Source organism: Streptomyces sp. NPDC002680 (assembly GCF_042889145.1).
In the GTDB taxonomy this organism is placed as follows: Bacteria; Actinomycetota; Actinomycetes; order Streptomycetales; family Streptomycetaceae; genus Streptomyces; species Streptomyces adonidis.
The window spans coordinates 39730-62654 of record NZ_JBIAQP010000002.1; the positions used below are offsets into that span (position 1 = coordinate 39730).

Genomic DNA, 22925 nt, shown 5'->3' on the forward strand with positions numbered 1-22925 from the left:
CGCGCCCCCACCCGCACCATCTTTCACCTAGGGGACTGCTATGACACCTGTTCAGACGGTCGGCCTTCCGCTCACCGCCGGCCAGAAGGACATCTGGTTCGACGCGAAACTCTCCGGCGGGGGCGCGACCTACAACAACTCCGCCTACTGGGACATCCGCGGGCCGCTGGACCCGGACCTCCTGCGCACCGCGCTCGCGCGGCTCGTCGACGAGTCGGAGTGCCTGCGCGCCCGGTTCGACGAACAGGGCGGCGACCCGCGTCAGTTCGTCGAACCCGTCGGGACGCTGCCGCTGGTCGTCACCGACGTCAGCACCGCACCCGACCCCGCGGCGGTCGCGCGGCAGGCGATCCGCGACGACCTGGCCGTGCCCTTCCCGCTCGACGACGAGGCCGACGGCACGGAAGGACACGGCCCGCTGTTCAGGCTGAGCGTGTTCGTACTCGGCCCGGAGCGCACCTTCCTCTGCCTCCTCACCCATCACCTCGTCTCCGACGGGTTCAGTTACGTCATCTACTTCCAGCGGCTCTCCGAGATCTACGACGCCCTGCTCGACGGCACCTCGCTCGACGAGGGCCGCTTCCCCGCACTCGCCGAACTGGTCGACGCCGAGGCGGCGTCGACCGGTTCGACGAAGGGTGAGCGGGACGCGGCGTACTGGCGGGAGCAGGTGGGTGACGGCCCCGCGCTGATCAGCCTGGCCACGCGGGACGCCCAGCCCGCCCCGTCCTTCCACCAGGAGAGCGCGGTGCTGCCCGAGCTGACGGCCGAGCTGCTGCGCACGGTCGCCTGGAAGTCCCGGGTGATCTGGCAGAGCACGTTCGCCGCCGCCCTCTTCGCCTACACCGCGCGCACCGCCGCCGTCGAGGACGTCCTCCTCGCCCTGCCGGTGACGGGGCGCCTCGGGGGCACGATGCAGCGCATCCCCGGCGTGGTCGTGAACACGCTGCCGCTCCGCCTGGCCGTGTCCGCCGACGCCACGCGCGCCGAACTGCTCGCGGCGACGCACGAGGTGTTCTCACAGGGGCTCAGACACCAGCGCCACCGGGTCAGCGGGATCCGCAGGGACATGGGTCTTCCCAGCGACGACCGGCGGCCGTTCGGCCCGTGCCTCAACATGATCCCGCAGCCCGAGAAGCTGGCCATCGGTCCGTGCGAGGCCACCATCTACACCCCCTCCACAGGACTCGTCGACGACCTGGAGATCACCGTCTTCGACAAGGGCGCCGCGGGCATCGCAATCGACCTCAGCGGCAACACCGCACGCTACGACCGTACCGAGATCCGCACGCACCTGGACCGGTTCACCGCCTTCCTGGACGCCTTCCTCCAGGCCGCGCCCGACGCCCCGCTCGGCGGCCTCGACCTGCTCACCGCCGACGAGCGGGCCGGCCTCACCGCCGCGCTCACCGGGCCCGTCCGCGAGACGCCCTACCGGGGGGTCGTGGAGCGGGTACGGGAGCATGCGGCGCGGGCGCCGCACGCGGTGGCCGTCACCGACGACGGCGGAAGCGTCGACTACGCCGAGCTGATCGGCCGGGCCTCCGCCGTCTCCCGTGTCCTGACCGGCCACGGCCCGGTGGCCATCCTCTCCGAGCCGGGCCGGGACTTCGTCACCGCCGAACTCGCCGTCCTCGGCGCCGGACGCGCCTTCGTGCCCCTCGACCCCGGGGCGCCTGTGGCCCGGCTGACCGCACTGCTGCGCGACAGCGGCGCCGGTTTCCTGCTCACCCAGGACGAGCACGCCGGCCTGGCGCGCGCGACGGCGGCTTCCCTGGCCGACCCGCTGCCCGTGCACGTCCTCGACGCCCGCGCCGACACCGCCGGTGAACTGGCCCCCGTCACCGGCGGCCCGCTCGACCTCGCCTACGTCATCTACACCTCCGGCTCCACCGGCAAGCCCAAGGGCGCCATGGTGCAGCGCGGCGGCATGGTCAATCATCTCCTCGCCAAGATCGAGGAGTTCGGGCTCACCGGCGCCGACGCGCTCGTCCACAACGCACCCGTCACCTTCGACGTCACCGTCTGGCAGACCCTGACGACGCTGCTCGTCGGCGGACGCGTCCGCGCCTTCAGCCGCGGTGACGCCGCCGACCCGGACGCCCTGTTCCCCGCCATCGGCGCCGAGGAGCTGACCGTCGTCGAGGTCGTGCCGTCGCTGCTGCGCGCCACCCTCGACGTCTGGGACGCGGCGGGCTCGGCACCCGAACTACCCGCCCTGCGCTGGATGATCTCCAACGGCGAGGCGCTTCCCGCCGACCTCTGCAGGCGCTGGTTCGCCCGCTATCCGGACATCCCGCTCGCCAACCTCTACGGCCCCACCGAGTGCTCCGACGACGTCACCCACGCCTATGTCTCCACCACCGGCGAGCTGGACGCGCCCGTCGTGCCGATCGGCCGGCCGCTGCGCAACACCCGCCTTCATGTCCTCGGCGCCGACCTGCGGCCGGTGCCGCGCGGCGCGCAGGGCGAGTTGTTCATCTCCGGCCGGGGAGTCGGCCGCGGCTACCTCGGTGACCCGCGCCGCACCGCCACCACGTTCGTGCCCGACCCGTTCGCCGCCGACGGCTCCCGCATGTACCGCACCGGCGACCATGTCGTCCTGCGCCCCGACGGGCAGCTCGCCTTCGTGGGCCGCGTCGACCACCAGGTCAAGATCCGCGGCCAGCGCATCGAACTCGGCGAGGTCGAGACGGCCCTGCGCGAACTGCCCGGCGTCGCCGACGCGGTGGCCGTCGCCGTCACCGACCCGGCCGGACAGCAGCGGCTCGTCGGATACGTCGTCGGGGACGCCATCGGGGACACAGCCCGCCCGGACACCGCGGCCGCCCGCGCCCTGCTGGCCGAGCGGCTGCCCGGTGCCCTGGTGCCGACCGTCCTCGTCGCCCTGGACGAACTGCCGCTGACCGCGCACGGCAAGGTCGACCGCTCATCCCTGCCGGTCCCCGACTTCGGGGCCTCCGCACAGGGGCGCGCCGCGCGCACCGACGACGAGCGCGTCCTGTGCCAGGTCCTCGCCGAGGTCCTCGGTGTGCCCGAAGTCGGCCCGGAGGACAGTTTCTTCGCCCTCGGCGGTGACAGCATCAGCTCCCTCCAGGTGGTCAGCAGGGCGCGCAGGGAAGGCCTGGTCGTCACGGCCCGCGACGTCTTCCGGCACCGCACCCCGGCGGCCATCGCCGCCGTCGCCGGACACACCGGACAGGCGGCGCCCACAGCCGAGGAGGACGGCATCGGAGAAGTCGAACTCCTGCCCGTGGCCGAGCAGTTGCGTGAACTCCTGTCGCATCTTCCGGACGAGACCAGGGAGTTCGCGCAGCACTTCGCCGTGACCGTGCCCGCCGAGGTGGACGCCCCGAGGCTGGAGCGCGCGCTGCAGGCCGTCCTGGACCGCCACGACACGCTGCGGCTGCGCCTCGCCTGCCCGGTTCCCGGCCTGTGGTCCCTGAGCACCCGGCCCCCGGGCGCCGTCGCGGCGTCCGACGTACTCACCACCGCCACTGTTCCCGAGGGCGCCGACCGGGCCGTACGTCTGGCCGAGGAACTGGCCGCGGCCCGCGCCCGTCTGCGTCCCGAGGACGGCCTCGTCGCGCAGGCGGTGCTCCTGACGGAGGAAGGCACCGGCACCCTGCTCCTCGTCGTTCACCACCTCGCCGTCGACGGCGTGTCCTGGCGGATTCTGCTGCCCGACCTCCAGGCCGCCTGGGAAGCCGTCGCCGAGGGCCGCGAACCGCGGCTCGACCCCGTGCCGACCTCCTACCGCCGCTGGGCGAAGGCCCTGTCCGAGGAGGCCCGCACCGCGGACCGCATGGCCGAACTGCCGCTGTGGACGCAGCAGTCGAGCGGGGCGTCCGCAGCGCTCACCGAACAGCCGCTGGACCCGGCCCGTGACGTGCACGGCAGCGCCGGCCGGCTGCGCGTCGAACTGCCGGCCGAGCACACGGCGGCCCTGCTCACCCAGGTGCCCGCCGCCTTCCACGCCGAGATCAACGAGGTGCTCCTGACCGGCCTCGCCCTCGCACTCGTCGAGCGGGCCCGCCGCACCGGAGCCCCGCATGCCACCCGAGCGCTGATCGAACTGGAGGGACACGGCCGCGAGCAGATCGCGGGCGACCTGGACCTGTCCCGTACGGTCGGCTGGTTCACCAGCGTCTTCCCCGTCGGCCTCGACGTGGGCGAGCTCGACCCGTCCGACGTGTGGCAGGGCAGCACCTCCCTCACGGACGCGCTCAAGCGGGTCAAGGCCACCCTGCGCGCGCTGCCCGACCACGGCATCGGCCACGGCCTGCTGAGCCACTTCAACCCGCAGACCGCCGCCGTTCTCGCCCGCACCCCCGTCCCGCAGCTCGGCTTCAACTACCTGGGCCGGTTCGCCGCAAGCGGCGGCGACTGGTCCATGCAGGCCGGCGGGGCAGGCCAGACCGCGGCCCCGAACACACCGCTGCGTCAGCCCCTCGACCTCGTGGCCGTCGCCGAGGACCGCCCCGAGGGCCCCGTCCTCGTCGCCGAATGGACCTGGGCCTCCGCCCTGCTCGACGAGGCCGACGTACGGGATCTCGCCGAGACCTGGTTCCGCGCCCTGGAAACCCTTGTCGGGCACGCGGACCGGCCGGGCACCACCGGACGCATTCCGTCCGACTTCCCGCTCGTCCAGGTCGAACAGCGGGAGATCGACGCGTACGAGAGCGAACTGCGCGGTGTCACCGACATCCTGCCGCTCTCCCCGTTGCAGCGCGGACTGCTCTTCCAGGCCGAGTTCGACCGTCAGGGCATGGACGCGTACACCCTCCAGGTCGTCATGGACGTCGGCGGCGCCATGGACCGCTCGGCACTGCGGGCCGCCGCCGTCACGCTCCTCGACCGCAATCCGGCGCTGCGCGCCAGTTTCCGCGAACGCGACACCGGCGACCCGGTCCAGCTGATCCCCGAGCACGTCGAACTGCCGTGGACGGAGGTCGACCTGACCGGCGTCGCCGCAGCCGACGTGGACGCCGAGGTGGCCCGTCGCACCGACGAGGAGTGGCTGCACCGCTTCGACGTCACCCGCGGTCCGCTGACCCGGTTCACCGTCTACCGGATCGCGGACGACCGGCACCGTGTCGTGTGGACCACGCATCACATGCTGGTCGACGGCTGGTCCCTGTCCGCCGTGCTCGCCGAGGAACTGGTCACCCTGTGGTCCAACGGCGCCGACACCACCGCCCTCGCCCGCGTCGCCCCCGCCCACCGCCATCTGGAGTGGTCGGCGGCCCAGGACAAGGACGCCGCCCGCGAGGCATGGCGCGCCGAACTCGCGGACATCGAGGAAGCGGGCGGTGCGACCAGGCTCGGCCCCGCGGACCGCGACCGCGTCTCCGTCCTGCCCGAGACCCTCGTGGCCGACGTGCCCGCCGAGGTCACCGCCGCGCTCACCCCCTGGGCGCACACCCGCGGTCTCACCATGAACACCGTGATGCAGGGCGCCTGGGCCGCGGTCCTGGGCGCGCTCACCGGACGACGGGACGTCACCTTCGGCGCCGTCGTCTCCGGCCGGCCGGCCGAGCTCCGGGAGGTGGAGCGGATGGTCGGCGCGTTCCTGCACACCCTCCCGGTCCGTGCCCGGCTCGATGCCGCGCAGCCCTTCGAGGCGATGCTCGCCGACCTCCAGGACCGCCAGCTCGGCCTCGAACCCCACCACCACCTGGGCCTCGCCGAGGTACAGCAGTGCGCCGGCACGGGCGAGCTGTTCGACACCGTCGTCAGCTTCCACAACTATCCGACGGGCGCCCTCGACCGCATCGGCGAGCACATCCCCGGACTGACCATGCTCGGCTGGAAGGCGCGCGTCGTCGCCGAGTACCCCCTGGCGATCGGCGTCTTCCCCGGCCCGGACGGCGAGTTGAGGGTGGAGGCCCAGTACCGGCCCGACGTGTTCACCGAGCAGCAGACGGACGCGTTCGTCCGCCGCTTCCTCCGTGTCCTGGAGCGCCTGGCGGCCGACCCGGGTGTCCCGCTCGGCCGCCTCGACACCCTCGACGAGAACGAGCGGCGCCGGCTCACCGTGGACTGGGCGGGGGCCGAGGCCGCACTGCCCGAGCCCGCCCTGCTCGCCACCGAGACCTTCGAGCGGTGGGCCGGCTGGTTCCCGGACAAGCCCGCGGTCTCCCTCGGTGCCGAGGTCCTCGACTACACCGAGCTGAACACCCGGGCCAACCGGATCGCCCGGCTCCTCGTCGCCCGAGGGGTGCGGCCCGAACAACCGGTCGCCGTCATGCTGCCGCGCTCCGTGGAGCTGGTGGTGGCGGCCCTGGCCGCGCTGAAGGCGGGCGCCGTGTTCCTGCCCGTCGACGTCGACTACCCGGCCGACCGCGTCGGCCACCTCCTCGACGACGCGCGCCCCGCGGTGCTGCTCACCGACACCGCGACCGCCGCCCGTACGACGGGGCTGCCGCACCGGCCGGGCCGCACCGACGCCCCCCTGATCCTCGACGCACCCGACACCGTGGCGGAGCTGGACGGACTCTCCGGCGCCGACCTCACCGACGCGGACCGGAACGGAACGCTGCACCCGCTGCACACCGCGTACATGATCTACACCTCCGGCTCCACCGGCCGCCCCAAGGGCGTGACCGTGCCGCACGCCGGGCTGATGGCGATGGTCGACAGCCTCACCCAGCGATTCGATCTCGACCACGACGTGCGCGTCCTGCAGTTCGCGTCCTTCAGCTTCGACGCGTCGGTCTTCGGCATCATGCTGGCGCTGCTCAACGGCGGCACCCTCGTGATCGCCGACGAGGAGCACCGCACCCCGGGCCGTCCCCTGGTCGACCTGATCAACGACGCCCGGATCAACCTGGCGGCGCTGCCGCCCGTCGTCGTCGGCGCGCTCCCGGAGGGCAGCACGCTCCCCGCGGACCTGCGCATGGTGGTGACCGGCGAGGCGGTCCCCACCCAGGTCGTCGACCGCTGGGCGGGCTCCGTGCGGATGTTCAACGGGTACGGCCCCACCGAGGCCGTCGTCGGCTGCACCGTCAGCGGCCCCCTCGCCCCCGGCCGCGGCCGGCCGCCGATCGGCCGCCCGACCAACGCCCACCGCGTGTACGTCCTGGACCGCGCGCTGCGGCCCGTACCGGTCGGCTGCGTCGGTGAGCTGTACGTCGGCGGAGGACTGGCCCGCGGGTATCTCGGCAGGCCGGGGCTGACCGCCCAGCGGTTCCTGGCCGACCCGTACGGGCCCGCCGGCAGCCGCATGTACCGCACCGGCGACCTGGTGCGCTGGCTGCCCGACGGCGAGCTGGACTACCTGGACCGCGCCGACGACCAGGTGCAACTGCGCGGCATCCGCATCGAACTCGGCGAGATCTCCGCCGCGTTGACGGCCATGCCCCTGGTCGAGCAGGCCGCCGTGGTGATGCGCGAGGACGCGGCGGGGGAGCGGCGCCTGGTGGCGTACGTGGTCGCTTCCGGGGCCGGGTCCGGGACGGACACCGGAGTACTGCGCGACCGCCTCGCCCGGGAACTGCCCGACTACATGGTGCCGTCCGCCGTCGTCGCCCTGGACTCCCTCCCGCTGACCGCCCACGGAAAGCTGGACCGCGCCGCCCTGCCCGACCCGGACCTCGGCGCCGGTGCGCGAGGCCGCGCCCCGCGCACGCCCGTCGAGGAGATCCTGTGCGGCCTGTTCGCCGACATCCTCGGCCGCGAACAGGTCCACGCCGACGACGACTTCTTCGAGATCGGCGGGCACTCGCTGCTCGCCACGCGCCTGGTCAGCCGGGTCCGCGGAGTCCTCGGCGCCGAACTGCCCATCCGCGCCCTCTTCGAGGCCCGCACCCCGGCCGCCCTCGCCGCCCGGGTGGAGCAGGCGGACCGGGCCAGGCCGCCGCTGGCACCCGCGCCCGCCGGAACCGAGCGGCCGCTCTCCTTCACCCAGCAACGGCAGTGGTTCCTCAACCGCCGCGAGGGCACGGCGGACGGGTCGTACAACTCGGTGCTCGCCTTCCGGCTCACCGGGCAACTCGACACGGACGCCCTGCGGGTCGCGCTGCGCGACGTCGCCGGGCGGCACGAGGTGCTGCGCACCGTCATGCCGGACACCGACGGGGTGCCGTCGCTGCGCGTCCTGGACACCGTCGCGGGCGCGCCCGCCGTCAAGGTGGTGTCGGTGCCGGCCGCCGAGGTGACCGAGGCGGTGGCCGCCGAGGCCGACCGCGGCTTCGACCTCACCGAGGAGGCCCCGCTGCGCGTCCGGCTCTTCCCGGTGGGACAGGACGAGTGCGTGCTGTTGTTCGTGATCCACCACATCGCGTTCGACGGCTGGTCGATGGGCCCGTTCCTCGGCGACTTCGCCGCCGCCTACCGGGCCAGGAGCGAGGGCCGCGCCCCCCGCTGGGAGCCGCTGCCCGTCCAGTACGCCGACTTCGCCGTCTGGCAGCGCGAACTGCTCGGTGGCGAGGACCCCGACGGCCTCGCCACCGAACAGCTCGACTTCTGGCGCGACGCGCTCGCGGGCCTGCCCGACGAGACACCGCTGCCCGCCGACTTCCCCCGCCCGGCGCGGGGTACGCGGGAGGGCGACGCGGTGCTGTTCGACGTGGACGCCGAACTCCGGTCGGCGATAGGGGACCTGGCCCGCGCCACCGGCACGACCGAGTTCATCGTCTTCCAGGCGGCGCTGTCGGCACTGCTGACCCGGCGCGGCGCGGGCACCGACATCCCGGTAGGTGTCTCGGTGGCGGGCCGCACGGACGACGCGCTCTCTGACGTCGTCGGCATGTTCCTCAACACCCTGGTGCTGCGCGGCGACACGAGCGGCGACCCGACCTTCCGCGAACTGCTCGACCGGCTCCGGGAGACCGACCTCGCGGCCTTCTCCCACCAGGACGTGCCGTTCGACCAGGTCGTCGACGCGCTGCGGCCGTCCCGCGCACTGAACCGGCACCCGCTGTTCCAGGTGTCGCTGACCGTGCAGTACGACGGCGTACGCGACCTCGGCCTGCCCGGCCTGACCGCGCGCCCCGAGTACGTTCCGTCCCGGCAGGCCAAGCTCGACCTCGTCGTCGAACTGGTGCCGTGGCCCGACAACGACGGCATGCAGGGACTGCTGACCTTCAGCAGGGATCTGTTCACGAGGGAGACGGCCGAGAGCCTGGTACGGCAGTTCACGCGGGTACTGCGGGACGCGGTGGCCGATCCCGGCGTACGGATCGGGGACCTGGAGATCGAGGGCGCGGACGAGCCGACAGTGTCGGCCCGGCCCCCGGAGACCTACGCCCAGGACTTCGCCGAGGTCGTCCGGGAGCTGCCCGAGGTGACCCTGATCGACCTGTTCGCCGAACTGGTCGCGGAGAAACCCGACGCCGTCGCCACCGGCAGCGGGCCCCAGGCGCTGACCTACGCCGAACTCGACCGGTGCGCCGACGCGTTGGCGCACACCCTGGTCGCGGCCGGGGCCGGCCCCGAGCGCACCGTGGCGCTCGCCGTGCCGCGCGCGGCCGACCAGGCCCTCGCGGCGCTCGCGATCCTCAAGGCGGGCGCGGCGTACGTGCCGCTGGCCGCGGACGAACCGGGTGACGGGATCCGGGCCCTGTTCGCGGACACCGACCCGGTGTGCGTCCTGACGACGGTGGGCATGGCGGGACGGCTGCGGACGACCGGGGTGCCGGTGCTCGTCCTCGACGTCCCCGGGCTGCGCGGCACGGCCGGCGACGAGGACCGGCCCGTGACCGCCACGGCACGGCCCGAGCAGGCCGCGTATGTGATCCGCGGCGGCACGGCGGGCACGGTGGTGGAGCACCGCACGGCCGCCGCCCGGGTCGCCGCCGCGCTCGACGGCGGACGGCCGGGCGAGGCCGGGCTGTTCGGGGCGCTGCTCGCCGGGACCGGCGTCGCCACCCGGGAGCGCCCGCCCGCCGCATGGGCCGCACCGGACACGTTTCCGGCGGACACGGACCGATGGCCGGCCCACGGCTACGTACTGGACGAGGCGCTGAGCCCGGCCCCGGAGGGCGAGCTGTATCTCGCGGGGGCGGCCGTCGCCCGGTCCTACGCGGGCCGGGCCGACGTCACCGCGGAGCGGTTCGTCGCCGATCCCTGGGGCGAGGCGGGGGCCCGGATGTGGCGGACGGGCCGGAAGGTGACCCGGGGCGACAACGCTTCGACGCAGTCGACGCAGCCGGAGCCGCCGATGCCACCGCAGTCGGCCGCCGACCCGGTCGTGGTCCGGCTCTGCGAGATCGTCGCCGAGGTGGTCGGGGCGGAGTCCGTGGCCCCGGCGGAGAACTTCTTCGAGACCCGGTCCATGGACAGCATGAAGTCGCTGCGCCTGGTGGCCCGGGCCCGCAAGGCCGGCATCGAGCTCAGCATCGCCGACGTGTTCACCCACCAGAGCGTGGCCGCGCTCGCGACGGCGCTGAGCCCGGAACCGGAGTCCGGGACGGCGCAGGAGCCGACGGCCCTCGCCCCCAGGGACACCATGCGCCTCGCGGCCGAGGCGATCGAGGAGACCGACGGCCTCGATCACGCGGACACGTTCGCAACGATGCTGTGCATCCGTCCGACCGGCGGGCGCCCGCCCGTCTTCTGCGTTCACAGCGGTGTCGGCCTCGCGCTCTCGTACCTGCCGCTGGCCCGCTACATCGGGGCGGACCATCCGGTCTACGGCATCCAGTCGCCCAGCGTCGTCGACGGGGCGCCGCTGCCCGACAGCATCGAGGCGAACGCCGCCGCGTACATCGACCTCATCCGCCAGGTCCGCCCCGAAGGGCCGTACCACCTGCTCGGCTGGTCGTTCGGCGGACTGCTCGCGTACGAGATCGCGGTGCAACTGCGGGCCGCCGGACACCAGGTGGGCCTGCTGGCCAACCTGGACTCCTACCCCCGGACCGGCGCCGTCGACGAGCGGGACGTGCAGGGCAGCCTGGCCTGGCTGCTGGAGGGCATCGGGCACAGCCGTGACGAGTTCGGCGACCGGGACCTCACCCCGGCGGACATCATCGACGCCCTGCGCCGCGACGGCAGCGCTCTGGCCCGGACGGGGGAGGCGCGGATGGCCCGCATGGTCGATCTGATGGCCCGCCACCAGATCCTCAACACCCGCTACCGGCCCCGCGGTTACGACGGCGAGATGCACCTGTTCCTGGCCGACCGCTCCCCGTGGGGCGAGGAGACGGACAAGGAACGCCTCTGGGCCCCCTACACCGACGGCACCGTGACCACGCACCACGTCGACTGCGCCCACGACGACATGCTCAGCCCCGGCCCGCTGGACGAGATAGGACGCGCGGTCGCGGCCCAGCTGGAACGGCTGCACGCGGAGTCGGACAGGAGCGAGCGATGACGGCGGCCGGCTCCCGCGCCCGGGCCGTGCGCCGGCGTCGCCTGTGGGCGGCCGCCCGCCGGGCCGGCTGGCAGGGAGTCCTCCTGACGCCGGGCCCCGGCGCGGCGCGGGACACACCCGACGGCCCGTCGCCCCGCGCGCCGCAGCGGCCGGCGGATCCCGCCCCGGACGAACGGAAGCCCTCATGACGACCACCCTCCCGCAGGCGCCGCCCCCCGCGGCGCCCGACCCCGGCCGGGCCCCCGTCGCGAATCCCCTCCTCGACGGGGCCCGGCCGGGCGGAGCCCGGACCTTCGGGACCGAGGTGCTCGCCGTACTGGGACGCAGGCTCAGACGGCTGCGCCGGGGGCCCGGCCGGGCCATCGGCGTCGTGCTCAACCCGCTCGTGTCGATGGTGCTGCTCGGCTATCTGTTCCGGGACGCCATCACGCTGCCCGCCGGCGGAAGCTACGTGGAGTACGTCTTCGCCGGCGGCGCCGTCCAGGTGGGGCTCGCCTGCGTGGGACCGACCGCCGTGTCGATGGCGATGGACCTGCAGGGCGGCATCATCGACCGGTTCCGTTCGCTGCCGATCAGCCGGTCCGCCGTGCCGTTGGGGCACACCGGCGCGGACTTCCTGGTCGCCCTGGCCGCGCTCGCCGTCACCACGGGCGCCGGGCTGCTGCTCGGCTGGCGTTCGCACACCGGGCCGCTGCCCACGCTCGCGGGGTTCGCGCTGGTCGCGGTCTTCACGTACGTGATGCTGTGGCTCGGCGTGCTGCTCGCCATGACCCTGCGCAGCATCGAGACGATCAGTGTCGTCGCGCCGTTCGTCGTCGTCGTGCTGCCCTTCCTGTCCAGCGCCTTCCTCTCCCCGCAGTCCATGCCGGGTGCGATCCGCCCGATCGCCGAGTGGAACCCGGTCAGCGCCGTCATCGCGGCCTGCCGCGACCTGTGGGGCAACCCCGCCACCACGAGCCCCGGCTTCGTCGGCGAGCACCCGCTGATCGTGGTCGCGGTGACCCTGAGCGTGCTGTTCGCGGCCTGCCTCGCCCTCAGCCTGCGCCGATTCCGAAAGCCCTGAGCCCCGAAGCAGTGAGGAAAACCCACCATGCCTGTCACAGAACGCCAGGCGGCACCCGATCCCGCCTCGCTCGACCTCACCGATCCGCAGACCTTCCTCGACGTCGACCAGCACGCCATGTGGCGCAGGTTCCGCACCGAGAGCCCCGTGCACTGGCACCCGGCGGGCCCGGCCGGCCCCGGCTTCTGGGTGATCTCCCGGTACGCGGACGCGGTCGCCGTCTACCGCGACAACAAGCGGTTCACCTCCGAGAAGGGGACCGTCCTCACCACGCTGCTCCAGGGCGAGGACTCGGCCTCCGGCAAGATGCTCGCCGTCACCGACGGAGTGCGCCACCGCGAGATCCGCAACCTGATGCTGAAGTCGTTCTCGCCGCGCGTCCTCGCGCCCGTCGTGGACGGCGTGCACCGGCACACACGTGAACTGCTCGGCGCGGCCGTCGAGTCGGACCGGATCGACTTCGTCACCGACGTCGTCGACCACATCCCGATGCACACCATGGGCGACCTTCTCGACATCCCGGCCGCCGACCGCCCGCAGTTGGTCGAGTGGAACACCCGGACACTGTCGCGGCACAGCTCCGAGGAGAGCGAGTTCGAATCGCTCCTGGCACGCAACGAGATCCTGCTCTACCTCTCCCAACTCGCGGCCGAGCGCCGGGCGAAGCCGGGCGACGACGTCCTCAGCACCCTGGCCACCGCCACCATCGACGGCAGACTCCTGACCGACGACGAGATCGTCCTCAACAGCTACAGCCTCATCCTCGGCGGCGACGAGTCGACCCGGATGTCCATCACCGGCGGGCTCATCGCGCTGGCCGAGAACCCCGGACAGTGGCGCCGCCTCAAGAACGGCGACGTCACCTCGGAGTCGGCCACGGAGGAGGTCCTGCGCTGGACGACGCCCGCCATGCACTTCGGACGCCGTGCCCTGGCCGATGTGGAACTCGGGGACCGGATCATCCGGGCCGGTGACGTGGTCACCCTGTGGAACGCCTCCGCCAACTTCGACGAGGACGTGTTCACCGACCCGTGCGCCTTCGACGTCGGCCGCACCCCCAACAAGCACGTGGTCTTCGGCCACGGCCCGCACTTCTGCCTCGGCGCCTTCCTGGGCCGGGTCCATGTGAACGCCATGGTGGAGGCGCTGCGCGCCATGGTCGCCGACATCACGCTGCTCGGCCCCCCGCAGCGCCTCTACTCCAACTTCATCCAGGGCTACAGCGGACTGCCCGTCGCACTGCGCGCGGAGCCGGCCGCCGAGGAGGTTCGCTGAGATGCGGCACACGACACGGACCACGGGCGGCACCACGCTCGCGATCCTGCACACCGGGACCCCGGCCGACGCCTGGGACGAGGCACGCTGGGAGGAGGTGCGCGGCCGGACACGGGTGCTGCTCGACTCGTACGGGGTGGTCCTGCTGCGCGGCGCCGGCATCCCCGACGCCACCGCGTTCCACACCGCCGTCAGCGGCTTCGGCGGCGACCTCATCGAGAGCTATCGCGGCGGCAACACCCCCCGCAAGACGCTCTCCGACGGCGTCTTCACCTCCACCGAGTACCCGGCGCGCTACGACATCACCCTGCACAACGAGCTGTCGTACGCCCGTAGCTGGCCCGACCGGCTGTACTTCTGCTGCCTGGACGCACCCGACACCGGCGGCGCCACCCCGGTCTGCGACGGCGAGGCCCTGCTCGGCGCGCTCTCCCCCGAGGTACGGGAGCGGTTCGCCGCCGGGGTCGTCTACCGCCAGTACCTGCACGGCGGGGCCGGGCTCGGCAAGTCCTGGCAGGACACCTTCGAGACGGACGACAGGGCGGCCGTCGAGGAGTTCCTCACGGAGTCGGGCGCCGACTTCGGGTGGACGGCCGACGGCGGCCTGCGCGTCAGCCAGCACCGCCCCGGCGTCCGCAAGAACCCGCGCACCGGCCGCGACACCTGGTTCAACCAGGCCGACCAGTGGCACCCCTCCAACCTCCCCGACGACGAAGGGGAGTTGCTCCTGTCCCTGACCGACTCGGTCGACGACCTGCCGCACTGGGTGACGTACGCCGACGGCACCCCCCTCTCCGACGAGGACCTCGCCGAGGTCCGCGCGGCGCAGCGCGAGCACACGCTGACCGAGCCCTGGCAGCGGGGCGACGTGATGATCGTCCACAACCTCTCCGTCCTGCACGGCCGGGAGGCGTTCACCGGCACCCGCAAGGTCGTCGTCTCGATGACCTGAGCGGGGCGCACCGGACGGTTCGGAGGGGCCCGGCCCAGAGTGCCGGGTTCCTCCGACACGGCAGACAACCAGGGGGAGCGTACGGATGACAGTGCTCGACGACATCGTGGCGGGGGCGCGCGAGGATCTCGCGGAGCGCCGGCGCTCCGTGCCGGAACGAGAGGTGAGGCGGCGGGCGGCGGCGCGCGGCCGGGGTGCGGACTGCGTGCCCCTGCTGAGGGCCGCGGACGGGCGCCCCCAGGTCATCGCCGAGGTGAAACGCGCGAGTCCCTCCCGCGGTCCGCTGGCCGCGATCGACGACCCGGCCGGGCTCGCCGCGGCGTACGAGAAGGGTGGCGCGGCCGCGATCAGCGTGCTGACCGAGCGTCGCAGGTTCGACGGAAGCCTCGCCGACCTGGACGCGGTGCGGGCCGGGGTCGCCCTGCCGGTGCTGCGCAAGGACTTCGTCGTGGACCCGTACCAGGTCTGGGAGGCCCGGGCACACGGCGCGGACCTGGTGCTGCTGATCGTGGCGGCGCTCGAACAGCCGCTGCTGGCCGATCTGTCGGCACTCGCCACGGAGATCGGCCTGACGCCGTTGGTGGAGACCCACGACGAGGCGGAGGCCGAGCGCGCGCTGGCGGCCGGGGCGCGGGTGATCGGCGTCAACGCGCGTGATCTGCGAACACTGAGGGTGGACCGGTCGACGTTCGCACGGGTCGTTCCGCACCTGCCGGCCGACGTCGTGCGGGTCGCGGAGTCGGGCGTGCGGGGGTCTGCCGACGTGGCGGGGTACGGGGCGCTCGGGGCGGATGCGGTGCTGGTGGGCTCGTCGCTGGTCACCGACGGCGACGCGACGTCGGCGGTCGCGCGTCTGTGGGGCTGATGCGGTTGGCCGTCCGCGGGTGCGTCGTGGCTGGTCGCGCAGTTCCCCGCGCCCCTTGACGGCGCACTCCGTGCGCCGTATCAGGGCGCCTGGGTGCGCGGCCACATCCCGTGCCCCCTGGGTGCGCGGCGGAGCCGCGCATCTCAGGGGCGCGGGGAACTGCGCGACCAGCCACGACGCACCCGCACCCGGACGCTCAGGCCACCACAACCCGCCCCGCAAGGGCCACCCACCGCTCCAGCACCCCCGCCGCCGCCCCCGAATCCACGGAGTGCCCCGCACGGGCGAGACCGGACGCCAGACGTTCAGGCAACGGCCCCGTACCGCCCTCGAACGCCGCCAACCCCGCCGCCGCCGACAACAGCACCGCATCCCTGACCGGCCCCCGAGCCCCGGCCAGGACGTCCCGGGCCACCCGGGCGTTGTACACCCGGTCCCCGCCGCGCAGCGACCCCGCGGCGGCCCGCGGGACACCGATGTCCCGCGGATCGAACGACTCCCGGCGCACCTCGCCGCCGGTGGCCGACCACACGGTGGAGGTAGTGGTGACCGTCAGCTCGTCCATCCCGTCGTCGCCGCGGAACACCAGCGCGTCCGTGCCCCGCCGCGCGAGAACCTCGGCGATGCGCTCGGCCAGTCCCGGGTCGGCGACCCCGATCGCCTGGGCCGCCGGCCGCGCCGGATTGGTCAGCGGACCGAGGGCGTTGAACACCGTACGGATGCCGAGTTCGCGGCGCGGCCCGGCGGCGTGCCGCATCGCCGGGTGGAACAGCGGGGCGAAACAGAACGTGATGCCGGTCTCCTCGACGACCGCTCCCACCTCGGCGGCCGGCAGGTCGAGTGGCACCCCCAGCTCCTCCAGCACATCGGCCGATCCGCACGCCGAGGACGCGGAGCGGTTGCCGTGCTTGACGACCCGTGCGCCGGCCCCGGCCGCCACGAGCGCCGACATCGTGGAGATGTTCACGCTGTGCGAGCCGTCGCCGCCGGTCCCCACGATGTCGAGGCAGCGGCCCGGCACGGTCAGCGGCACCGCGTGCCGGAGCATGCCGCGCGCCAGGCCCTCGATCTCCGCGGCCGTCTCGCCCTTCGCACGCAGGCCCATCATCAGGGCGGCGAGCCGCGCCGGACCCGCCGCACCGGACATGGCCTCGTTCATCGCCCATTCGGTCCGGTGCGTGGACAGGTCCTGGCGGGCCAGCAGGGCGTTCAGCAATTGGGGCCAGTTCTCCACGGCGTTCTCCTCCTGCACGAATGGGTTCACTTTTCCGTCCGGTCTCAGTCTGGGAAATGCGGCGGGTCCTTTCCAGACCACCGCCGCATTGTTCGTGCGGTCCAATTCGGCGAAAGGGATGTGAGTGGCATGCAGGTGGCGATGAACGTCGTCCGGGACTCCGAAGTTCCGCTGACGTCACAGATCCAGCGATTCATCAAGAGCGAGGTCGCTGCCGGAGTGCTGCACCCGGGCAGCCGGCTGCCTTCCAGCCGCGGCCTCGCCGACGACCTCGGCGTCTCCCGCAGTGTGGTCGTCGAGGCGTACGGACAACTCGTCGCCGAGGGCTATCTGGAGGCGGTGCAGGGCGCGGGCACCCGCGTCGTACGGCATCTGCGGCCCGAGCCGGTCGTACCGACCCTGCTGGAGGACTGCCGGGTGCCGGACGTGCGCTGGGACCTGCGTCCCAACGCCCCCGTGTTCCCGCACTTCCCGCGCCGCGACTGGCTCACCTGTTACCAGCGGGCCCTGCAGTCCGCGGACCCGGCCGACCACGACTACCCGCCGCCCGCCGGGGTGCCGGCCCTGCGCACCGAACTCGCCCACTACCTGGGCCGGGTGTGCGGTGTGCCCAGCGCACCGGACCGGATCATGGTCGTCGCGGGCTTCGCCCAGACCCTCGGGCTGCTCGGCGCGGCGCTGCCCGAACTGGGCGTGGACGCCCTGGGAATGGAGAACCCGGGGCATCCGCGCCTGCGCCGGTTCGTGCGCGAGTGCGGACTGCGGCCGGTGCCGCTGCCGGTCGACGCGGAGGGCCTCGATGTGGCGGCGTTGCGGGCGTCGGGGGTGCGTGCCGTGCTCGTCACGCCCGCCCACCAGTACCCGACCGGTGTCACCCTCTCCACGCGGCGGCGGGCCGAACTCGTCGCGTGGGCACGGGAGACCGGGGGCTGGATCGTGGAGGACGACTACGACGGCGGCCTCTGGTACGAGCGCGGCACGCCCCGGCCGCTCGCCCTGCGCCGGCTCGCCCCGGACCACGTCGTCTACGCGGGCACCGCCAGCAAGACGCTCGCCCCCGGCCTGCGCCTGGGCTGGCTCGCGGCACCGCCGGCCGTCCTCGCCCCGCTGCTGCGTGCCCGCGCCCGGCACGACCTGGGCACCGACAGCCTGGCGCAGCTGGCGTTCGCACAGTTCCTGCGCAGCGGCCTGTACGACCGTCATCTGCGCCGCCTCAACTCCCTGTGCCGGGACCGCCGACAGGTCCTGGACACGGCGGTGCGACGGCATCTGCCCGGTGCCACGGTCCTGGGACCGGCGGCCGGACTGCACGCCTGCGTACAGCTGCCCCCGCGCACCGACGAGGCGGCGCTGGTGGCGGGGGCGCTCAGCCGCTCCGTCCTGGTGCGGGGCGCGGCGGCGTTCCACGCGCGGCCGGGGGAGGGGCCGCCCGCGCTGGTGGTGGGGTATGCCCAGCTTCCGCGTACGGGGATCGGGGAGGCCGTCGCGGAGCTGGGCGCGGTCCTCAGAGCCTGTGTCATATCCCCGGCCGGGCGCGCGACGCCTGGCACGCACTCCCCCAGAGGGGGGACCCCCAGCCGCGTTGCCGAAACGCCCTAGTAGCTCCTCCCCCACTCTCGGCTTCGCTCGAGCGGGGGGACCCCCATCGAGGGCGCTCCGGCGCCTTGCGATCGCACGCACCAGACGCCGCGCGCTGATCCGGCCGGGGATATGACACAGGCTCTCAACTGACGGGGGAGGCGCGGAGCTCCAGGAAGTTGCGCATCATGGTCAGCCCGCCCGTCGTCATCACGGACTCCGGGTGGAACTGCACCCCTTCGACGGGCAGTGTCCGGTGCCGCAGCCCCATCACATAGCCGTGGTCGGCGGCCACCGCCGTGGTGACGAGCTCCTCCGGCAGCGGCTCGGCGACCAGCAGCGAGTGGTACCGGGTCGCCTCCAGCGTGTGACCCAGCCCCTGGAACAGTCCCGCCCCGTCGTGCCGCACGGTGCTGGTCCGCCCGTGCATCACCCGCTCGGCCACCTCGATCCGCCCGCCGTACGCGAGCCCGATGGCCTGGTGCCCCAGACACACGCCGAGCAGCGGCACCCGCCCCGCGAACTCGTGCACCAGTTCCACGTGCCCCGAGTCGGCCGGATGCCCGGGACCCGGCCCGAGCACCACGGCGTCCGGTTCGAGCCCCGCGAGAGCGGCGGGTGTCCGGGTCGCGGAGCGGACGACCAGGGTGTCGGCGCCGAGGGTGCGCAGGTACTGGTCGATGATGTGCACAAAACTGTCGTACGCGTCGATCAGCAGTACCTTCACGGCAGCAGTTCCTCTCCGGTCAGCGCCCAGTACGCCGCGCCCATCTTCGCCAGGGTCTCCTGCCACTCCGCCACCGGATCCGACTCGGCGACCATGCCGGCCGAGCTCTGCGTGGAGTAGACGGTGCCGTCGTACTCGATCGTGCGGATGCACAGGGCGAGTTCGCACCAGCCCCGTACGTCGATCAGACCCACCGCGCCCGCGTAGCTGCCGCGGCGTTCTGCCTCCAGGCCGTCGATGATCTCCATGGCGCGCACCTTGGGCGCCCCGGTCATGGTTCCGGCGGGGAACGTCGCGCGTACCGCCTGCCACACGTCCACGTCCGGCTCCAGTCGGCCGGAGACCGTCGACACCAGGTGGAAGACGTGCGAGAAGGTCTCCACCTCCATGAGCCGGTCCACCGGCTGGGTGCTGGGCCTGCTGATCCGGCCGATGTCGTTGCGGCACAGATCGACGAGCATGATGTGCTCCGCCTGTTCCTTGCTGGACTCCCGCATCTCCTTGATACGACGCCGGTTGACCTCGTCGTCGGGGCCCCGCCGCGCGGTGCCCGCGATGGGGCGCATCACGATCTCGTCCCCGGTGAGGTCGTCGGGTTCGATCCGGAAGAACAGTTCCGGGCTCGCACCGATGAGCGTGCCGCCCGCTCTGGGCATCAGATACATGTACGGCGACGGGTTCCGCGCGCGCAGCCGCCGGTAGACGTCGAGCGGCTCCAGGTCCGTGGTGACGTCGATCCGGTGCCCGATCTGGATCTGGTACAGGTCGCCGACCGCGATGTGCCGCAGGCAGCGGTCCGCCCAGCCCAGGAACGTGTCACGGCCGACACTGTCGCGCACCGAGCGGGGTGCGGGTGCCTCCGGTGCCGCCACGGCAGCGGTCCGTGCCGCCTCGGCGGCGGCCGCGGCGACGTCGGCCGCCGGTCCGGCGGCCACGAACGCCGCGCTGTGCGCCCGCAGATGACGTGGTGCTCCGCCCGCGGCGTCGTACCGCACGGTGTCCCGGAAGAGCGAGAGCGTGATGTCGGGGCCGTGCGGCTCCTTGGTCCGGCCGGGCAGCGTCTCCATGTGCCAGGCGGACTCGTACGCGAACGACGAGAGGAATCCGAACGCGTGACCCCGCTCGGGCAGTTCACCGTGCACCGCGAAGACGCGCCGGGCCCGGTCGAGAGCCGCCCACAGCATGTCCTGGCCCGAGAAGCGCAGCCGGTGCGGGTCGCCGGGCTCGGGGCCCGGCGACGCGTCCTCGGTGAGCCCCGCCGATCCGGCGGCCCGGGCCAGGGCCGCCGCCACGGCCGGCACGCCGTCGATGTCGAGATACCGGTCGTACACCCGGATCTCGGCGAGCCGTCCGACACCGACGACGGCCGAACGCCGCTCCTCGCCGTGGTCCGGCAGATTCTCCAGGAGGAACACGTCCGCCGAGGGACGGCCGCCGGTCAACAGGGCGTAGAGCGCGAGTGGTTCATGCCGGGGCAGACGGGCAGCGGCCATCCGCACCTCAATGGTTCCCGTTCCGTTCAAGACGAACTCCCCACCGAATTGGGTGTCATGCCGGGAAGAGTCAATCAACCGCCCTGCGAACAGAGCCAGACCAATTCCGTGGAGCCGGTACGGTCCATTCTCGAATTGCTTGACCGGGTGCCGGAGGCGGATATGTAGTGGGCGCATATTCGACACCCACAGGGAAGGCTCGGCCATGGAAGTCCTGGAAGGGAAGACCGCAGAATTCGCTGAACTCCGGCGCAGGTTCCCGGCCGTTCAGCAACCCGACTGGCCCGACCCCGCCGCGTTGCGCGACGTCACCGACCGGCTCGCCGCCGACGCACCGCTGGTCACCGCCGGCGAGTGCGCCGACCTGCGGGGGCGCATGGCGGCCGTGGCCCGTGGTCAGGCGATCCTGCTGCAGGGAGGCGACTGCGCCGAGACCTTCGCGCAGGTGACCCCCGACTCCGTGCGCCGCAAGCTGAAGACGCTGCTGCAGATGGCCGTGGTCCTCACACACGCCACCGCCCTGCCGGTCGTCAAGGTCGGCAGGATGGCGGGCCAGTACGCCAAACCGCGCTCCAGCCCGATCGAGCGGCAGGGCGATCTGACCCTGCCGTCGTACCGCGGGGACGCGGTCAACGGTCTGGAGTTCACCGCCGGGGCCCGCAGACCTGACCCGGCCCGCCTGCGCACCATGTACGAGGCGTCGGCGCGCACACTCGACCTGGTCCGTTCCCTCACCACGGGCGGTTTCGCCGGCCTGAGCCAGGTGCACGCCTGGAACCAGGGGTTCGTCGCCCGCTCACGCGCCGGTGAGCGGTACGAGTCGCTCGCCGACGAGATAGGCCGCAGCCTGGCCTTCATGCACGCGTGCGGCATCGACACCCGGGAGCTCGGCACCGCCGAGTTCTATGTCAGCCACGAAGGGCTGCTCCTGGACTACGAGACGGCGCTCACCCGCACCGACCCGGCGACCGGCCAGGTCTACGCGGGCAGCGGCCACCTGCTGTGGATCGGTGAGCGCACCCGCCAACTCGACGGCGCCCACGTCGAGTTCTTCTCCCGCATCAGCAACCCGATCGCCGTCAAGCTCGGCCCGTCCGCCGCCCCGGACGATGTGCTGAAACTGATCGACCGCCTCGACCCGCATCGCGAGCCGGGCCGCCTCACGTTCGTGGTGCGGGCGGGAGCGGAGCGCGTACGTGACGTGCTGCCGGTCCTCGTCGAGAAGGTCGGCGCCGAGGGAGCCCAGGTCTGCTGGGTCAGCGACCCGATGCACGGCAACACGACAACGGCGCCCAGCGGCCACAAGACCCGCCGCTTCGAGACGGTGCTCGACGAGGTACGCGGCTTCGTGGAGGTCCACCGCGCCCTGGGCACCCACCCGGGCGGCATCCACGTCGAGTTGACCGGTGACGACGTCACGGAGTGCGTCGGCGGCGGCAACGCGCTCCTGGTGGAGGAACTGCCGGACCGGTACGAGACGGCTTGCGACCCGCGCCTGAACCACACGCAGTCGTTGGACCTCGCGTTCCTGCTGGCGGAGATGTACCGCGAACAGTGACCGGGCCGGCCGGGCTACGCGCCGTGTCGCGTCCCGGCCACCGTTTCGTACGGTGGATCCTGCTCCAGGTAGAAATGCCCTCCGGGCAGGGTCCGCAACTCGAACCGCCCCCGTGTGACCTCCCGCCAGGCTGCCGACTGATCGCCGGTCACCCGGGGGTCGTCGGCGCCGACCAGCGCCGTGACCGGGCAGGTGAGCGGCTCGGCGGGGCCACGCCCGTAACCGGCGAGCATCCGGAAGTCGGCACCGATGTACGGCAGGACCAGGTCCACGAACGCCCGGTTGCGCAGCAGTTCCGGGTCGGTGCCGCCCAGTTCGAGCAGGGTCCTGACGACCGCGGCCTCGTCCCAGGCGGTCGCCGCGGCGGCGTCCGGCACGTGCAGCTGCGGGGCGCGTGCGCCGGAGGCGAACAGATGGTCCACGGTGCGGCCCGCCGCCTCCAGGGCCCTGGCCACCTCGTAGGCCACGGTCGCGCCCATGCTGTGGCCGAACAGGGCGAGCGGGCGGGGGTCGTCGTCGGTCAGCAGTTCCGCCGCGATCCGCTGTGCCATCGGGGCGAGTTCGGTGGCGTACGGCTCACCGAAACGCTCGGCGCGCCCCGGATAGCACACCGCACGCACCTCGAACCCGTGCAGAGCCTTGCCCCAGCCACGGAAGAAGTAGGGAGAACCGCCGGCGTGCGGGAAGCACACCAGGCGCCGCTCGGCGAAGGGCCTCGGTTCCACGACCTGCGTCCACAGCATCCTGCCCCCAGGGGTCGTCAGTCGCTCCGGCACCCACCGGTGCCCGGGCGATGGTCTCGGGCCGCGCTGACACCCCGCTGACAAGGCGGTCCCGCCCCGGTGTCAGTCCCGTGTCAGGCCGGC

General features: G+C 73.1%; 12 protein-coding genes. 8 read left to right on the forward strand and 4 right to left on the reverse strand.

All coding sequences use genetic code 11. The features are described from left to right. Positions 1–40 precede the first annotated feature (40 nt). The 6 genes from ACFYXF_RS06820 (at position 41) to trpC (ending at position 15469) form a co-directional block, all read left to right on the forward strand. Positions 41–11314, forward strand: a complete 11274-nt coding sequence (locus tag ACFYXF_RS06820) for an amino acid adenylation domain-containing protein (RefSeq protein ID WP_389348514.1) — start codon at positions 41–43, stop codon at positions 11312–11314. Beyond that, positions 11311–11502, forward strand: a complete 192-nt coding sequence (locus ACFYXF_RS06825) for a hypothetical protein (RefSeq protein WP_389348515.1) — start codon at positions 11311–11313, stop codon at positions 11500–11502. Before ACFYXF_RS06820 ends, ACFYXF_RS06825 begins: the two co-directional genes overlap by 4 nt. Then, positions 11499–12377 (forward strand): ABC transporter permease, encoded by an 879-nt coding sequence (locus ACFYXF_RS06830; RefSeq protein ID WP_389348516.1) that lies wholly within the window; start codon positions 11499–11501, stop codon positions 12375–12377. The genes ACFYXF_RS06825 and ACFYXF_RS06830 overlap by 4 nt, the downstream gene beginning before the upstream one ends. 27 nt (positions 12378–12404) lie before the next feature. Continuing rightward, entirely contained in the window at positions 12405–13652 is a 1248-nt protein-coding gene (locus tag ACFYXF_RS06835) for a cytochrome P450 (RefSeq protein WP_389348517.1), read from the forward strand. 1 nt (position 13653) lies between these two features. Beyond that, positions 13654–14604: a TauD/TfdA family dioxygenase gene (locus ACFYXF_RS06840; protein WP_389348518.1), complete on the forward strand. Its 951-nt coding sequence runs from the start codon at positions 13654–13656 to the stop codon at positions 14602–14604. 85 nt (positions 14605–14689) lie between these two features. Next, positions 14690–15469: an indole-3-glycerol phosphate synthase TrpC gene (gene trpC, locus ACFYXF_RS06845; RefSeq protein WP_389348519.1), complete on the forward strand. Its 780-nt coding sequence runs from the start codon at positions 14690–14692 to the stop codon at positions 15467–15469. A 196-nt stretch (positions 15470–15665) separates the two neighbouring features. Here trpC and trpD read toward each other — a convergent pair whose 3' ends face one another. Continuing rightward, positions 15666–16733 carry an anthranilate phosphoribosyltransferase gene (gene trpD / locus ACFYXF_RS06850; RefSeq protein WP_389348520.1) on the reverse strand — a complete coding sequence of 356 codons (1068 nt, stop codon included), beginning with the start codon at positions 16731–16733 and terminating at the stop codon, positions 15666–15668. Between the two features lie 99 nt (positions 16734–16832). On the opposite strand from trpD, the gene ACFYXF_RS06855 reads away from it, so the two are divergent. Then, complete coding sequence (locus ACFYXF_RS06855) at positions 16833–18302, forward strand: PLP-dependent aminotransferase family protein (protein ID WP_389348521.1); 1470 nt, start codon at positions 16833–16835, stop codon at positions 18300–18302. A gap of 124 nt (positions 18303–18426) precedes the next feature. On the opposite strand, the gene ACFYXF_RS06860 is transcribed toward ACFYXF_RS06855, so the two are convergent. Continuing rightward, complete coding sequence (locus tag ACFYXF_RS06860; protein ID WP_389348522.1) at positions 18427–19008, reverse strand: anthranilate synthase component II; 582 nt, start codon at positions 19006–19008, stop codon at positions 18427–18429. Next, positions 19005–20531: an anthranilate synthase component I family protein gene (locus ACFYXF_RS06865; protein ID WP_389348523.1), complete on the reverse strand. Its 1527-nt coding sequence runs from the start codon at positions 20529–20531 to the stop codon at positions 19005–19007. Before ACFYXF_RS06865 ends, ACFYXF_RS06860 begins: the two co-directional genes overlap by 4 nt. Positions 20532–20706: 175 nt before the next feature. On the opposite strand from ACFYXF_RS06865, the gene ACFYXF_RS06870 reads away from it, so the two are divergent. After that, entirely contained in the window at positions 20707–22059 is a 1353-nt protein-coding gene (locus ACFYXF_RS06870) for a class II 3-deoxy-7-phosphoheptulonate synthase (RefSeq protein WP_389348524.1), read from the forward strand. Positions 22060–22073: 14 nt separating this feature from the next. Here ACFYXF_RS06870 and ACFYXF_RS06875 read toward each other — a convergent pair whose 3' ends face one another. Beyond that, positions 22074–22784: a thioesterase II family protein gene (locus tag ACFYXF_RS06875; RefSeq protein WP_389348525.1), complete on the reverse strand. Its 711-nt coding sequence runs from the start codon at positions 22782–22784 to the stop codon at positions 22074–22076. Between the last annotated feature and the right edge of the window lie 141 nt (positions 22785–22925).

What these genes read in the sequence shown, in the direction of transcription:
- ACFYXF_RS06825 (WP_389348515.1), top strand. Translation starts at nt 11,311, where the DNA reads ATGACGGCGGCCGGCTCCCGCGCCCGGGCCGTGCGCCGGCGTCGCCTG.
- trpC (WP_389348519.1), top strand. Translation starts at nt 14,690, where the DNA reads ATGACAGTGCTCGACGACATCGTGGCGGGGGCGCGCGAGGATCTCGCG.
- ACFYXF_RS06830 (WP_389348516.1), top strand. Translation starts at nt 11,499, where the DNA reads ATGACGACCACCCTCCCGCAGGCGCCGCCCCCCGCGGCGCCCGACCCC.
- ACFYXF_RS06840 (WP_389348518.1), top strand. Translation starts at nt 13,654, where the DNA reads ATGCGGCACACGACACGGACCACGGGCGGCACCACGCTCGCGATCCTG.
- ACFYXF_RS06870 (WP_389348524.1), top strand. Translation starts at nt 20,707, where the DNA reads ATGGAAGTCCTGGAAGGGAAGACCGCAGAATTCGCTGAACTCCGGCGC.
- ACFYXF_RS06820 (WP_389348514.1), top strand. Translation starts at nt 41, where the DNA reads ATGACACCTGTTCAGACGGTCGGCCTTCCGCTCACCGCCGGCCAGAAG.
- ACFYXF_RS06855 (WP_389348521.1), top strand. Translation starts at nt 16,833, where the DNA reads ATGCAGGTGGCGATGAACGTCGTCCGGGACTCCGAAGTTCCGCTGACG.
- ACFYXF_RS06835 (WP_389348517.1), top strand. Translation starts at nt 12,405, where the DNA reads ATGCCTGTCACAGAACGCCAGGCGGCACCCGATCCCGCCTCGCTCGAC.